We start from the raw sequence: 14,450 nt of genomic DNA, 5'->3' as shown, positions 1-14,450 counted from the left end.
GGGGCCGACGGCGCGCCCGGCGACGGGGCCGCGGACTGCTCGGGGGACCGGCTCGGCGCCTGACCGGGGCCGAGGCAGGGCGGCGGGGTCGTGGGGGACGCCGGCTGCGGCTCGGCGGCGCTCGTGTCCCGCTCCCCGATGCAGTCGACGAAGCGGACGAAGCCGGGCGGCCCGGTGGTGCCCTCCGCCACCGCGAAGTCCCGGGTCCCATGGCTGCGCAGCAGGCACATGTCGTAGCGGACGACGGCCGCGGGGACGGCCCCGGCGGAGGCCGTCCGGTACAGGTGGTGGCCCACCAGCTGGCAGGAGTCGTAACGGATCAGCGGTCCTCGCGGGCCCACGGTGTAGCGGTGCGGGCGGACGTCGGTGGAGAAGTCCTTGAAGGCGAACGCGGTGTCGTCGCAGTCGCTGAAGTGGACCGTGCCGCGGCTCCACGCGCAGTCGATGACCACCGCGTCGGGATCGCGCACCTCGAAGCGGATGTCCTCGGCATGGAACCGCTGCACCGAGTCGTGGTGCGTGCCGACGGGGAAGCGGAAGAAGGTGCTCGTCCTGCCGTACGGCTCGGTGCTCGCGGGCCGTACGCCGGTGATGATGTACGAGCCGCCCCGGCAGGCGATCGATCCGCCGTAGGGGAACTCCAGGAAGTTCCCCCACTCGTACTCGACCTTCATGTCGGTGAACCAGTAGTTGAGGAACTGGTCCTGGTCGTTCGGAGTCTTCTGCCCGCGCTGGGTGAGGCCCGAGTAGAGGAACGCCCGGCGGTAGCTTCCGCCGACCCGGCACGCCTCCCACCGCATCTCCGAGTTGGTGTCCGTGCCGTCCAGGGCCAGGCCGTACTCCCACTCCCCCGACCACTCGCACTCCGAGAAGCGGTAGTCCTGCGCCTGCCCGGTCGAGTACGAGGCGAAGAAGGAGGCGCCCGGGGTGGCCGAGCGGAACTCCATGCGCTCGAAGGAGAGGTTCGACCAGACGTCCTCGTTGCGGCACAGGTACGAGCCGGGCCCGGCCTGCGGGCGGAAGACGAGTGTCGTCATGCGCTTGCCCGCCCCGGAGAACCGCAGACCGCTCGCGGGCCGGGGCGGAGCGGTGCCGTTCAGCAGGGCGTGCGGGCGGGTGATGAGGAACTCTCCGGCCGGGATCCGGATCACCACGCGGCCGACCCCGTCGGTGACGCGCGCGGCCGCCATGGAGTAGGCGATCTCGAAGGCGCCGGTGTCGTCGGTGCGTCCGTCGCCCACGGCCCCGAGGTCGGCGACGTCGACCACGGTGGCCGCCGTCGCCGCGGAGCGCCGCCGGCCGGGCGCGGCGCCCGCGGCGGCGGACGCGCCCGCGGCGGTCAGGGAGGTCGCGGCCAGCACCGACGCCCCGCCGCGCAGCAGGCGCCGGCGGCTGACACCGGACGGGTCGCCGTCCCTTTCGGTCATGATGTCCCTCTCTCGGCGCTGTCCTATTCCTGCGGGGCGAGTTCGTCGTCCCGCGGGGCGAGTTCGTCCGGGACCACCAGCTCCAGGGCGCCGCGCAGCAGCGTGCTCGAGGTGTGCATGGTGTACGGGAAGTAGACGACCTCGACGCCGACCTCGCCGAAGCGCCGCTCCAGCTCCTCCCACTTGGCCGTTCCCCGCCAGTCGTCGCCCTTGAAGACGACGTGGAAGCCGATCTCCTGCCACCGCGCGTACTTGTCGTCCTCCTCCTCGACGACGGCATCGTCGACATGGCGCACGCTGCGGACGATCTCCAGGCGCTCGGCGAGCGGGATGACCGGTGCCTGGCCCTTGATGCGCCGGGCCAGGCCGTCGGAGGTGACGCCCACGACGAGGCGGTCGCAGTGCCGGCGCGCCTCGCGCAGGATGTTGAGGTGGCCGATGTGGAACAGGTCCCAGACCCCCGGCGCGTACCCGACGCGCGTGAGGCTCACGGGGCACCCGCCGCCGCGGTGGCGGGCTTCGCGGGCACGGCGACGGTCAGGACGGCCGACTTCGGCGAGGTGTTCGTCCCGTCCGTCACCTCGATCCGGTACTGGTGGCGCGTGCCGGCGGGCACGGAGTCGGTGTAGGTCAGCCACGGGCGGTTCCAGAAGGTGGAGGACGCCCGCTGCCGGGAGACGACCCGCCCGTCGCGGTAGAGCCGGTAGCTCAGCGAGGCGGTGTCCCGGTCCCAGGAGGTCTGCCAGCGCAGGGTGACCCGGCCGGGGTTCGTGGTCGCCAGGGAGAGGGCGGGTACCTCCGGCGCGCCGGTGTCGGGACCGGCGCCGAAGCGGGTGAGGCTCTGCTGCGGCCGGTCGTTGACCTGGGTGAACTCGCCGCTCACCCACAGGATGTCGCCCGCCAGCGTCAGGGCGCGGGGTCCCACCGGCTCGCCCAGCCCGTCGTCGGTGTCGGGGAACCAGTGCAGGATCTCCCCGGTTCCCGGCTCCTGGGCCAGCAGGTGCTGCCGGTCGTGCCGCTCGGGGAACCCGCCGGGCGTCCATCTGCAGTTGTGGGCGTGGGAGCCGCTGTAGAGGACGCCGCGGTGGATGAGCACGGCCTGGGTGGCGCCCTGGCAGTGGTCCTTCCACACCAGGGCGCCGTCGTCCAGCCGGCCCGAGATGCGGCCGTCGTAGGAACCCCGGCCGTGGCCGTCGCCGCCCAGGTAGAAGCGGGTGTCGTCATGGGTGATCGACCGCACCGAGGAGTTGTCCGGGATCCAGCCCGGATAGGTGCGCACCGTGGCCCCGGTGCCGGAGTCCAGCGTCGCCAGCGCGTGCGCGGGCCGGCCGTCGACCCAGTCGAAGTCGCCACCCACGTAGAGCTGGTGGCGCGAGGTGACGGCCGACAGGGCACGCACCGGGCGGTCGAGGTCGGCGGTGAAGGGCAGCAGCGCGCCGGCCGGGGTGAGGGCGGCGACCCGGTGCCTGCTGCGGCCGCTGACCCGGTCGAAGTCACCGCCGAGGTACACGGTGTCGCCGGTGGCCTCGATGGCCCGTACGGTCGCGGACACCGCGGGCCGGAAGTCCCGGCGCAGGGCGCAGCCGGCCGTGTCCAGGGCGACCGCGCTCGCCACGCCGGTGGAGCCGACGTGGCTGAAGGAGCCGCCCACGTACAGCACCCGCCCGTCCGGCGAGGCCTTGAGGGCGCGTACGGTCCCCTCGCCGCCGGTGAACGTCGGTGCGCAGGGCAGCAGGGCCCCGGTCCTGGCGTCGAAGGCGGCGAAGTTGCGCCGCGCGACTTCCCGCCGGCCCGGCGCGGCGCCGGGCGGCCGTACCGAGTCGAAGGTGCCCCCGACGTAGACGACACCGCGTGCGTAGGCCAGGGACCAGACGATGCCGTTCGTCTGCCAGGTGCTCAGCGGGTCCGCGGTGAAGGAGATCGCGGGTGCCGCGTCGGTGGCGGAGGCGTCGGTCAGGGCGGCGGAGCAGAGCAGAGCGGCGGCCACCGCGCTGGCGGCCGCCTTCGTCGCGGACTTTCTCAGACGCAATTGGACATCCCGGATGGCAGTGGTGTGGACGGCGGGGGTGAGCTGCGCGGGGCCCGGCGAGTCCGGAGCGCCTCGCCGGGGCTCATGCGGCGCGCCGGCGGAGCACTCCGACCAGCTCGCTCACGCCAAGCACTTTCCGATACCACCACAAAGTAGTACCGAATGTGCACATTCCGAAGGCAATTGCCACGGCGAGTCCTGACGAGGTGTCACCGGCCAGGGCGCGGGCGGCCGCCAGAGCCACCGAGACCACGAGGCCCACGCCGAACGCGGTGGTGTAGCCGCGGTCAACGGTGGTGAAGCCGAGGCGCGTGCGGATGAGGACCGCGGCCGAGAGGTTCTCCACGATGATGGCCGCGCCCCAGGACACGGCGGCGCCGAGGGCGCCCCAGACCGGCACCGCGAGCAGCCCCACCGTCACCTGGACCGTGAACGCGACGGCGGTGATGACCAGATGCCAGGAGCTCTTGCCCGCCATGAGCAGCACCGTCTGCGCGTTGCCGACGGCGACGTTGATCATCGAGGCCACGCACAGCACGACCAGGGCGGGCGCCCCGTGCGTGAACTCGGGTCCGAACAGCGACAGCACGGTCCGGGGGAAGCCGGCGATGAGGACGAACAGCGGCCAGGAGAAGAGCACGACCCAGCAGGTGGAGACGTGGTGCAGGTGGCGGGCCTCGCCGACCTCGTCGACGGCGAGCAGCCGGCTGATCTCGGGGGCCACGGCGAGCCGGACGGCGAGTTGCAGGAGGGTGCCCGCGGTGACGACACGGCCGATGGCGGTGTAGACGCCCGCCTCGGTGCTGGTGGCCAGCGCCGACAGCAGGATGACGCCGACCCAGACCGCGCTGATGTCGAAGACCGAGGACACCGCGCGAGGTGTCGAGAACCGCCAGAACGCGCGCCAGGGCGTGGGCCCGCGCCGGGCTGCGGGCGCCGCGGTGCCGTGCGCGGCCCGGCAGCGGCGCAGGGCCGCCCAGGCGGCGACGGTGCCGGCCAGGGCGGGCAGCAGCCAGGCCGCGGCCAGGGACACCATCCCGGGCGCGTAGCAGGCCACGGGTACGGCGATCAGCACCCGCAGCACGGGTTTGCCGATCTGCTCGACGCCGACGAACGGGAGGACCGTGCCGTGGCCCTGCGTGGCGCCGAGCAGGACCAGGCCGACGGTGGCGACCGGCAGGAAGAGCGCGAAGAGCCGGACCAGGGTGACCGCGTCGGCGGGTGGCAGGTGGGGCAGGAGCGTGGTCGCCACCGCCGGGAAGCACAGCAGGGGCAGGGCGGCGGCGACGCCGGCGACGGCCGCGGGCACGAGGGCGGTGCGCAGCAGCGCGCCCACCGAGCGGCCGCCGTCGACGGCGAGGTCGCGGGAGACGAAGCGGACGAGCCCGGTGTCGGCACCGAGCTTGCAGGTGTTGCTGAGGATGGTGAACAGGGCCACGCCCGTGAAGACCGCTCCGGCGCCGCGCGCGCCGACGGCGCGGGTGATCAGGCCGACGAAGACGAAGGCGAAGACGGCGTTGGTGGCCGAACCCGCCACTCCGTACCACCCGCCGCGCGCTGCGGCGGCGACCCCGCTCGGGGCGGCTGCCCCGGCGGGGGCGGGTGCCGTCTCTCCGGTGGCGGTCACCCGCGGGAGGCCGTGAGCGTGTCGTCCTTCACGGGGAGTTCCACGAGCCGCGTGGCGGGCACCTGCGTGGACCCGCGCGTCCGGCGGCGGCGCAGGAGGGCGCGCGGCCCTGGGCGCCGACGGCCGGAGTCGAGCACGGCGCCGAGGAGGGTGCCGCCCGAGCAGCCGATCAGCTCGTGCACCCGGTCGAGGTCGTCCCGGCGGGTGACGCCGAGGGCGGTGACCAGCAGGACGCCGTCGACGCGCTGGGCGACGGCGAGCGCGTCGGCGTGCTCCAGGAGCGGCCGGGTGACGACGACCGCGGTGCGGGCGCCGGCGGCGGGCAGCATCCGGTGCACCGCGGCGGACACCCCGGCCCGGGCGTGCGCGCCGGTACCGCCGCTGGAGCAGCAGGCGAACTGCCCGGCGGTGCCCGCGTCGACGAGGACGCTGCCCTCGGGCAGGGACTGCTCCCCCGCCGTGCGCTCCCCGTCGGGCACCCGTGGCAGGTCCGCCACGAGGCCCGGGGCGTCGGGGTCGGCGTCCACCAGGAGCACCTCGTCCCCGCACTCGGTCAGGGCGGCGGCCAGGTTCACGGCCACCTCACCGGCGGCCGCGGAGCGGCGGGGCGCCACCACGAGGATCCGGCCGGGGCCGGACGGGAGCCCGGTCCCGCGCAGGCGGTAGGCGAGGGCGCGGTAGGCCTCGGTGCGGTCCCCGCCGGTCCGGCCGACACCCGGCAGGGTGCCGTCGTGGTCCTTGTCGTCGGGCAGCATGCCGAGCACCGGGGCGCGCAGCGCGGACCGGACCTCCTCGGCGGACCGGACCCGGGAGTCGAGAGCGGCGCGCAGCCAGGCCAGCAGGAGGCCGAGGGCGAGACCGCTCGCCAGGGCCAGGACGAGCAGGACCGGGCGGCCGGGTCCCGAGGGCCGGGCCGGGGCCTCGCCCCGGCGGACGATGTCGCCCCCGTCGGTGTCCCGGGAGTTGATGTCGGAGACGCGCTTGTGCAGGGTGGCCAGCTCGCTCTGGGCGGCGCTGGTGGCGTCGTCGTCGTCCGTCTTCTTCTTGGCCTGCAGGGTGACGGCGGCGATCTGCTGCTCCACGCCGTGGGTGGCCCGCTTCACGGCGGCGTCGTTGCGGTCCTTGCGGTCGGCCAGGTAGGCCTCGGCGAAGGCGTTGGCGCCGCGCGCCGCGCGCTTGGGGGTCGTGGCGGTGAACTCGAAGCGGAGCACCTGGGACTTGGCGGGGTTGGTGATGCGCAGGTCGTCCTCGAGGGCGGCCGCGCGGCCGTCCGGCTCCCCCAGGGCGTGGGCCGCGCGGATGGCGACGGCCGCGCTGGCGGCGATCTGCTGCTCGGTGCCCATGCTGACCTGGTTGTCGGCGGCGACGGCGACCGTGCCGAAGGGGTCGGCGGTGGAGCGCACGAGGACCTCGCTGGTGGAGGTGTAGGTGTGGGCGCGGGCCATCGCGAGGGCGCCTCCGCCGAGCAGGCCGAGGACGATGCCCAGCGCGATCATGACGCGGTGGCGCAGCAGTCGGCGCAGTTGGTCGCGCAGCTGGACCGGCTCGTCGTACCGGTCGTCGAAGTGGGTGGGGCCGGTCACGAGTGCCCTCCTGTTCCGGGGATCGATGCTTGCGGGGTGGGTGCGGCCGGCAGCGCCGACGGCAGCCGGGACGTCCGGGCGGTGCGGGCGGTGACGAGGAGCGGGACGGTCATCAGGAGTGTCAGCGGGCCCACGATGCCGAGCAGGCTGCCGCGCAGGAAGATCATCTGGTAGAAGCCGAAGGCCGGGACCAGGAGCGGTGCGAGGGTGCCGGGGCGGCCGCGCAGCCGGTGCCGTACGTCGTCCATGCGGCGGGCGACGGCGCCGAGCAGGAAGAACACCAGGGCCACCGCGGGCGGCCCGGCCCACAGGTAGCTCTCGATCCACAGCGGCGCGGAGAGGTTGAGGAAGTCGTAGCCGGCGTACTCGGCGAGGGCGATGCCGGTGTCCTTCGGCTTGTCCGGCCACACCGAGCGCGGGACCAGGAACAGCGGGGCCCCCAGCGCGTCCGTCGGTGAGAAGCCCTTGTCGCGGGCGTAGTCGATGCCGGTCTGCACCTGCTGGAAGGCGTCGTAGTCGCCGTTGGTGGTGAACTGCTCGGCGAGGGAGACCACGGCGACCTGTTCGCGATCGCTGTAGCGGAAGTAGTCGCTGTACGGGAAGACGAGGAGCACGGCCGCCATGACGGTGGCCGCGATGACCCGGAAGGCGCGCGGGCGGCACAGCCGGGGCATGGCGAACACGAGGGTGAGCAGCACCGTGCCGGCCCAGAACCTCGGTTTGCTGACGGGGTTGTTGACGACGACGTTCAGGGCCAGGAGCAGGGGCAGCAGCAGCCGGCGGACACCGCGCAGCAGGCGGTCGCCACGGGGCCGGGTCGGCAGCCGCAGCAGGCCGAGCAGCGCCCAGAACGCGGGCACGGACAGCGACCAGTTGCGCAGGGTTTGGAGGAAGGCGTCCTGCGAGGCGTCCATGGCGCCCGCCTCGTGCAGGGCCTGACGGCTCGTGAAATACGCCTCAAGGCCGCCCTGCTGGGCGGGGATCACGACGGCCGCGAGGGCGAGCGCCAGGCCGCAGAGCGCCACGACGCGCCAGGGCGCCAGACGGCGGGAGAGCAGCCGTTCCACCGGTCCGGGCGGGGTGGTGTGCGGCCGGGCGGCCCGTGCGAGTTCCCGGCGGGCGGCGACGGCCGTGCCCGCGCTGTGGGCGAGGAGCCCGAGTTCGACGACGGCCACGGCCATGAGGGAGGTACCCTCGCCGGCCCGGTAGGCCCAGGGGTAGGCGTCGGTGGCGAGCATGGCCAGCGGCGCGAGGCCGAACCAGATGTAGGCGAAGACCCAGAAGCCGAGGGCGACGAGCCGCACCCGGGTCCCGGTCAGCACGCGGGTCAGCGCCACGCCGGTGTGCACCACGACGACGCCCTGCAGGGCGAGCGCCGCCGACACGTGCCCGCCGCCCGACTGGAGGACCAGGACCGGCAGCAGGACGATGAGCACCACGGCCCACAGGGACACCGCGGTCACGCCGCGGACTTCGGCATGCCGTTCCCCGGCATCCCGCGTCCCGGCTTGTCTGCCACTCCGGCATTTCTGCTGATACATCATCAACAGCTTTATAACGCCCATTCTTCGCTAATCACCCCAGGCGCGCGCGAATCCCAAGCTCCGCGGAGTCACGCGCGAAATGCCGTCATCAGGGGTGACGCGGACCGGCGGACGGCGTGCCATTTATGGCAAATCACCACAAATATGTATTGCTGATCACAACAGAACGGATCTCGTACTGATCGGACTGAGGAGTTGCCCATGAGCAAGCAGGTCGACGTCGTCGTTGCCGGGGGCGGGGGATTCATCGGCGGTCACCTGGTGGGTGACCTGCTGGCCGCGGGGCTGACCGTCCGCTCGATCGACATCAAGCCGCGGCACGAGTGGTACCAGGTCCACGACGCCGCGGAGAACGTCGTCGCCGACCTGTCGCTGCTGGAGCACGCGCGGGCCGGCGTCCGGGACGCCCGGCAGGTGTACATGCTGGCCGCCGACATGGGCGGCATGGGCTTCATCGAGAACAACAAGGCCGCCTGCATGATGTCGGTCCTGACCAGTACCCACATGCTGCAGGCCGCGCACGAGGCGGGCGTGGAGCGCTACTTCTACTCCTCGTCCGCCTGCGTCTACGCCGCCGGCAAGCAGACCGACCCGGACGTGACCGCGCTGCGCGAGGAGGACGCCTACCCGGCACAGCCGGAGGACGGCTACGGCTGGGAGAAACTCTTCACCGAGCGCATGTGCCGCCACTACACGGAGGACTACGGGTTCACCACCCGCGTCGCCCGCTACCACAACGTCTACGGCCCGAACGGCACTTGGAACGGCGGCCGGGAGAAGGCACCCGCCGCGGTGTGCCGGAAGGTGGCGGAGGCGGTCCTCTCCGGGGACCACCGCATCGAGATCTGGGGCGACGGCCTGCAGACCCGCTCCTTCATGTACATCGACGACTGTCTGCACGGCAGCCGCATGATCATGGACGGGGCCAGTGGCGTCCCGGTCAACCTCGGCTCCTCGGAGCTGGTGACCATCAACCAACTCGTCGACATCGTCGAGGAGATCGCGGGCATCCGCTGCGAGCGCAGCCACCGGCTCGACGCCCCGCAGGGCGTGCGCGGCCGCAACTCCGACAACACCCTGATCCGCGAGATCCACGGCTGGGAGCCCTCCGTCTCCCTGGCCGACGGCCTGGAGAAGACCTACGCCTGGGTCTACGACCAGGTCAAGCGCTCCCAGCAGTGATGCCGGACCGAGCAGAGAGGCGCGCGCGGCCGATGCGGATCTTCGTCCACGACTACAGCGGCCACCCGTTCCAGGCCCAGCTCAGCCGGGAACTGGCGCGCCGCGGGCACGACGTCGCCCACTCGACGTGCACGGCGTACGTCTCCGGCAAGGGCAACCTGGCCGCGGACACCGGCGGACTGCGCTTCCTCACCATCGGCGAGGGCACGCGGCTGCGGAAGGAGGCGTACTTCCACCGGCTGCACCAGGAGACCCGGCTGGGCCTCGAACTCGCCCGTCAGGTACGCCGGGAGAACCCCGACGTGGCGCTGTTGTCCAACCTGCCGGTGCCGGCGCTGGTGGTGACCGCCGCCGCGCTGAACCGGCTGCGCGTGCCGTGGGTGCTGTGGCACCAGGACGTGACGGCGGTCGCGCTGCGCAGCTTCGCGGCCGCCGGTGTCGCGCGGTCCATGGGCCTGGCCGCCAGGGTCATCGGCGCGGGCGAGAAGTGGTCGGCACGCCGCGCCTCGGCCGTCGTGGTGATCGCCGACTCCTTCGTCCGGGTCCACGAGACCTGGGGCACCGCCGACAAGGTCTCGGTCATCCCCAACTGGGCGCCGCTGGACGAGATCGTCCCGGTGGCGCGGTCCAACGCATGGTCGGGCGAGCACGGCCTGAACGGCGTGCGGACGGTGCTGTACTCGGGCACCCTGGGGCTCAAGCACAACCCCGCCCTGCTGGTGCGGCTGGCGGAACGACTGCGCGACCAGGGCGCTCCGGTGCGGCTGGTCGTCGTCAACGACGGTCCGGCCGTGCCCGTGCTCCGGGAGGCGGCCGTGGCCCGTGGTGTCGACCTGACCCTGCTGCCCTTCCAGCCCTATGAGCGCCTGCCCGAGGTGCTGGGCACGGGCGACGTCCTCGTCGTCCTTCTCGGCCCGGACGCGGGGCAGTTCTCGGTCCCCTCCAAGACCCTGTCCTATCTGTGCGCCGGGCGGCCGGTGCTCGGCCTGATGCCCGCCGACAACCTCGCCGCCCGGCTGCTGCACGAGGCCGGATCAGCGGTGTTCCCGCCCGAGGAGTCCGCGCTCGACGACGCGGCCGCCTGGGTCCGGCAGGTCCTCGCGGACCCGGCACGCGCCGAGGGGCTGGGCAAGGAGAGCCGTGCGCTGGCCGAGCGGGAGTTCGCGCTGGAGGGCTGCGCCGGCCGCTTCGAGGACATCCTCTGGAGCGTGAGCCGCGCATCGGCACGCTGAGCCGGCGGCGGTACCCGCCGCCGGCCCCTCCGTGGGCGTACAGCCCTGATCGGCTAACCGGCGACCGGCCCCGAAGCGGCCGCCGCCGAGTCCTGCCCGCCTCGGCCGTCCCGACCGTCACGGCCGCCCTGGCCGTCCCGATCGTCGCGGCCGCCCTGGCGGTCCCGATCGTCACGGCCGCCCTGGCCGTCCCGATCGTCGCGGCCGTTCCGGCCGTCCTGGCCAGGGCGTTCCGCGTGGGCCGCGTCCCTCCCCCGGTAGACCTCCTCCAGCCGGTCCACCACGGCGTGGATGGAGAAGACCTCCTCGACCACGCGCCGACCCGCCTCCGCCATCCGGTCGCACAGCTCCGGATCGCCGAGCAGCGCGCGCACCGCGTCCGCCATCGCCCGGGGGCTGCCGTCGGTGACGACCGCGGCGCCCCTGCGCTCCAGTTCACCGGCGATTCCACAGGTGTCGGTGCACACGACGGGCGTGCCGACGGCGAGCGCCTCGATGACCGTCATGCCGAACGGCTCGTTCACGCTGGCCAGCACGTGCACGGCGGCGCCGCGGTAGGCCTCGCGCGCCTCGGCGGGGTCGAGCGCCCCACCGTAGCGGACCACGCCGTCGAGTCCGCCGGCGATGAGCCGGCGCACGGCGGGCAGCGACCCGTCGTCCGGGCCGTGCAGTGTGAACCGGGCCCCGGGCATCTCCTTGTGGACCAGCGCCGCCATCTCGACGAACGCCTCCGGGCGCTTGCGCGGATGCAGCCGGGCCAGGAACAGCACATGGGGCGGGCGCGGCTGCCGCCGCCCCGGCTCCGGCGGGGCCGGGCGGATGCCGTTGGGCAGGACGCGCAACGGCGGGCCGTCGGGCCCGAGCACCTGGGCCACCGTCCGCCGCTCGTGCTCCGTGAGGACGAGACAGGTGCGCGTCCGGCGCAGCAGCGGCAGGTACACCAGGTCGAACAGCCGGACGGCGGGCGAGGTGCGGGGCTCGACCATGCCGTGGGTCTGGGCCACGCACGGGACCCGGCGCAGGGCGGCCACCGCGAGGGCGGCGAGGGACACCAGGTCGCGGCCCGCGTGGACGTGGACGGCATCCGCGTCGCGCATGGCCCGCCACAGGTCGCGTACCAGCAGGGGGTGCAGCAGGGCGAGGAACCCGCGTCCCGGCAGCAGCGCCCGGGCGGGCCGGGTCCGCAGCCGGACGGAGCCGATCCGTCGCGGTCCCCGGCCCCGGCCCCGCCACAGGGACATCAGCGTGACGTCGTGGCCGCGCGCGGCCAGTTCCTCCAGCTGGGCGACCGCCACGCTGGTCGGGCCGCCGAACGCGCCGTCGTCGCTGACGAGCGTGACCACGTGCAGCAGTCTCATGCCGCGGCTCCCCTCGTCGTCAGGACAGCGCCGGGCGCCAGGTCCCGGTGGGCGACGGCACCGGCGCCGACGAGGCCGCCCCGGCCGATGGTGACGCCGCGCAGGACGACGGCACGGGCCGCGACCCAACTGCCCGGCTCCAGGCGGATGGGCCCGTTGTCGAACTCGAACGTGGCGGAACGGCGGCGGTGGCTGCCGGTGCACAGAAGAGCGCCCTGGGAGACGCAGCAGTCGCTGCCGATGGTGACCGGTTCGAGGTTGAGGATCCAGGCGCCCTCGCCGATCCACACGTCGTCGCCGATCTCCAGCTTCCACGGCCAGTGCACCCGCACGCCGTGCCGGATCAGCACCCGCCGCCCGACGCGGGCGCCGAACGCCCGCAGCAGCGCCGGGCGCCAGCGGGCCGGGAACCACCACTTGAGGAAGAGGAGGTGGAGGGCGGCGAACCAGGCGGCCTGGGCGAGCAGCGGGCGCCCCTTGTCGTATCCCCTGCCGGTGAAGCCGCGCAGGGAGCGCGTGGTCACGGGCCGGTCCGCGGTGACCGGTGCGGAGTCACCGGGCGGCGGGGCGGCGGCGGTCTGCGCCATCAATGTGTCCCTTTCGGAAGGGCCGAGGCATCCACGTGCGTGATCCTTCACGGCCCGCGGGGGCGGTGACCCGCGATGGGGGCGTGTTGGCGGCAGGGCTGCCCGGATGGCGGAGCACCCCGGCGCATGGGCCGGGACGCCGGGTCGCCGGGACGCCGAGACGCCGAGACGCCGGATCGCCGGGTCGCCGGGGCGCCGAGGAGGCGCGCCGGGGCTAGTAGGCGCCCTGGCCGTCGAGCACCGCGCGTACGGTGCGCACCATGACGTTCATGTCCACGGCCGGGGACCAGTTGTCGACGTAGCGCAGGTCGAGCGCGACCGTCTCGTGCCAGGACAGGTCCGAGCGGCCGCTGACCTGCCACAGGCCGGTCAGGCCCGGCTTGACGCTGAGCCGGCGCATCTCGACCTGGTCGTACTTGGCGACCTCCTCGGGCACCGGGGGGCGGGGGCCGACCAGGGACATGTGGCCGAGCAGGACGTTGAACAGCTGGGGCAGCTCGTCCAGCGAGTAGCGGCGCAGCACGCGCCCCAGCGGGGTGACCCGGGGGTCGCGGCGCATCTTGAACATGTGGCCGTCGTTCTCGTTCGCGGCCTCCAGTTCGGTCCTGAGCCGGTCCGCGTCGACGACCATGGTGCGGAACTTCCACATGGCGAAGGGCACGTTGTGCCGGCCCGCCCGCGTCTGCCGGTACAGGGCGGGTCCGGGCGAGCCGAGCCGGACGGCGAGCGCCAGCAGGAGCAGCAGCGGCGCGAGCAGCACGATCAGCAGGGCGGCCCCGACCCGGTCCACGACGGCCTTCAGCACCGCCGGCGCGCCCCGGCGCAGCGGCGGCACGATGTGCAGCAGGGTGAGGCCGGCGGCGGAGGTGAGGCGGACCCGCCGGCGTGCGACGTCGACGATGCCGGGCAGCACGACGAGCGGGCATTCCCGGTCGTGCAGGTGCCAGGACAGCCGGCGCAGCCGCTCCCCGGACAGGTGGGGGCCGGGCACCACGAAGACCAGGTCGGCCGAGAAGGTGTCGGCGGCCGCGAGCACCACCGCGGCGTCCTGGTCCGGAGTCTCGGGCGGCTCGCAGGACAGCCGCGCGTCCGCATCCACGGGCACGCCGGAGAGCACCTCCCGCTCCCCGACCGGACAGCAGCCGACGATCACGTACGCGTGGTCGGTGCGCTGGGCGAGCTGGGCGACCACCGCGTCGACGGTCGGGCCCTCGCCGACCACCAGGACGTGCCGCAGGGCGCGGCCGGCCCGGCGGGCGGCCCGCAGATGACGGTGGATCAGTTTCTGGCAGGCCGCCGTGAGGACCAGCGCGGGGATCAGCGCCGTGAAGGCCCCGGCCGGCACGCTGTCCAGACCGCACAGCACCCGCAGCGTCGCGAGGGCGCCGACCAGCACCAGCCAGTCGCGCGTGACGGCCCGCAGGACTCCACCGTCACCCCAGGCGGCGGGCGTGTACCGCTTGCCGGCCACCCTGATCAGCGGCCACAGCAGGGCGGCGGCCAGCGCGAGACGCAGGGGATGGGGCTCGCGGACCTCCACGATGGCCGCCGCGACCGGCAGCGCCGCCCCGGCCAGGTCCGTGCCGATCGACAGGAACCCGTACCAGCGCGCCCGCGCGCCGTCCGGATGGGCGGGCCTGCGCACCACAGGTACCGGTGCCTGCCGGGATGCCGCGACTCTGAACGGCCTCATGCCACTCCTCGGGGGCTCCAACCGCAGACAAGGGGGGCGCGGCCTCGCACAGGTCGCCCGGGGGACGGCCACGCGTTCATGCGATCTTTATATCAAGGTATGGGACAGCATGTCCGATTTAGATATACGCCGTTCTTAGGATGATGTTTGACATATGCCCCGTAAGCTCACTCCTTCCGAAGGTGCGG

11 protein-coding genes are annotated in these 14,450 nt (G+C 73.7%); 2 read left to right on the top strand and 9 right to left on the bottom strand.

Translation table 11 applies throughout. The features are described from left to right. The 6 genes from V7E45_RS08395 to V7E45_RS08370 form a co-directional block, all read right to left on the bottom strand. The coding region (locus tag V7E45_RS08395; RefSeq protein WP_333773456.1) for a glycosyl hydrolase family 28-related protein at window positions 1-1,427 on the bottom strand (1,427 nt) is incomplete at its 3' end. Between the two features lie 23 nt (window positions 1,428-1,450). Further along, window positions 1,451-1,918 (bottom strand): adenylyltransferase/cytidyltransferase family protein, encoded by a 468-nt coding sequence (locus V7E45_RS08390; protein ID WP_333773455.1) that lies wholly within the window; start codon window positions 1,916-1,918, stop codon window positions 1,451-1,453. Further along, the gene (locus V7E45_RS08385) at window positions 1,915-3,456 is read right to left on the bottom strand and encodes a fibronectin type III domain-containing protein (RefSeq protein ID WP_333773454.1); all 1,542 of its coding nucleotides are present in this window, start codon (window positions 3,454-3,456) and stop codon (window positions 1,915-1,917) included. Before V7E45_RS08385 ends, V7E45_RS08390 begins: the two co-directional genes overlap by 4 nt. A gap of 82 nt (window positions 3,457-3,538) precedes the next feature. Further along, a complete protein-coding gene (locus tag V7E45_RS08380) occupies window positions 3,539-5,083 on the bottom strand; it encodes a lipopolysaccharide biosynthesis protein (protein WP_333773453.1) in 1,545 nt (514 codons plus the stop codon). Beyond that, window positions 5,080-6,666 carry a hypothetical protein gene (locus V7E45_RS08375; RefSeq protein ID WP_333773452.1) on the bottom strand — a complete coding sequence of 529 codons (1,587 nt, stop codon included), beginning with the start codon at window positions 6,664-6,666 and terminating at the stop codon, window positions 5,080-5,082. The genes V7E45_RS08380 and V7E45_RS08375 overlap by 4 nt, the downstream gene beginning before the upstream one ends. Then, complete coding sequence (locus V7E45_RS08370) at window positions 6,663-8,129, bottom strand: hypothetical protein (protein WP_333773451.1); 1,467 nt, start codon at window positions 8,127-8,129, stop codon at window positions 6,663-6,665. The genes V7E45_RS08375 and V7E45_RS08370 overlap by 4 nt, the downstream gene beginning before the upstream one ends. 282 nt (window positions 8,130-8,411) lie before the next feature. Here V7E45_RS08370 and V7E45_RS08365 point away from each other — a divergent pair, with 282 nt between their 5' ends. After that, a complete protein-coding gene (locus V7E45_RS08365) occupies window positions 8,412-9,392 on the top strand; it encodes an NAD-dependent epimerase/dehydratase family protein (protein WP_333773450.1) in 981 nt (326 codons plus the stop codon). 32 nt (window positions 9,393-9,424) lie between these two features. Continuing rightward, window positions 9,425-10,624: a glycosyltransferase family 4 protein gene (locus V7E45_RS08360; RefSeq protein ID WP_333773449.1), complete on the top strand. Its 1,200-nt coding sequence runs from the start codon at window positions 9,425-9,427 to the stop codon at window positions 10,622-10,624. Window positions 10,625-10,677: 53 nt separating this feature from the next. Here V7E45_RS08360 and V7E45_RS08355 read toward each other — a convergent pair whose 3' ends face one another. The 3 genes from V7E45_RS08355 to V7E45_RS08345 form a co-directional block, all read right to left on the bottom strand. Next, complete coding sequence (locus V7E45_RS08355) at window positions 10,678-11,982, bottom strand: glycosyltransferase (RefSeq protein ID WP_333773448.1); 1,305 nt, start codon at window positions 11,980-11,982, stop codon at window positions 10,678-10,680. Then, the gene (locus V7E45_RS08350) at window positions 11,979-12,569 is read right to left on the bottom strand and encodes a putative colanic acid biosynthesis acetyltransferase (RefSeq protein ID WP_333773447.1); all 591 of its coding nucleotides are present in this window, start codon (window positions 12,567-12,569) and stop codon (window positions 11,979-11,981) included. The genes V7E45_RS08355 and V7E45_RS08350 overlap by 4 nt, the downstream gene beginning before the upstream one ends. 214 nt (window positions 12,570-12,783) lie before the next feature. Continuing rightward, the gene (locus tag V7E45_RS08345) at window positions 12,784-14,262 is read right to left on the bottom strand and encodes an exopolysaccharide biosynthesis polyprenyl glycosylphosphotransferase (RefSeq protein ID WP_333773446.1); all 1,479 of its coding nucleotides are present in this window, start codon (window positions 14,260-14,262) and stop codon (window positions 12,784-12,786) included. Between the last annotated feature and the right edge of the window lie 188 nt (window positions 14,263-14,450).

Origin of the sequence: Streptomyces sp. IBSBF 3136, from assembly GCF_036815105.1 — a bacterium.
Taxonomy (GTDB): domain Bacteria; phylum Actinomycetota; class Actinomycetes; order Streptomycetales; family Streptomycetaceae; genus Streptomyces.
This window is presented reverse-complemented; position numbering and strand designations above follow the sequence as displayed.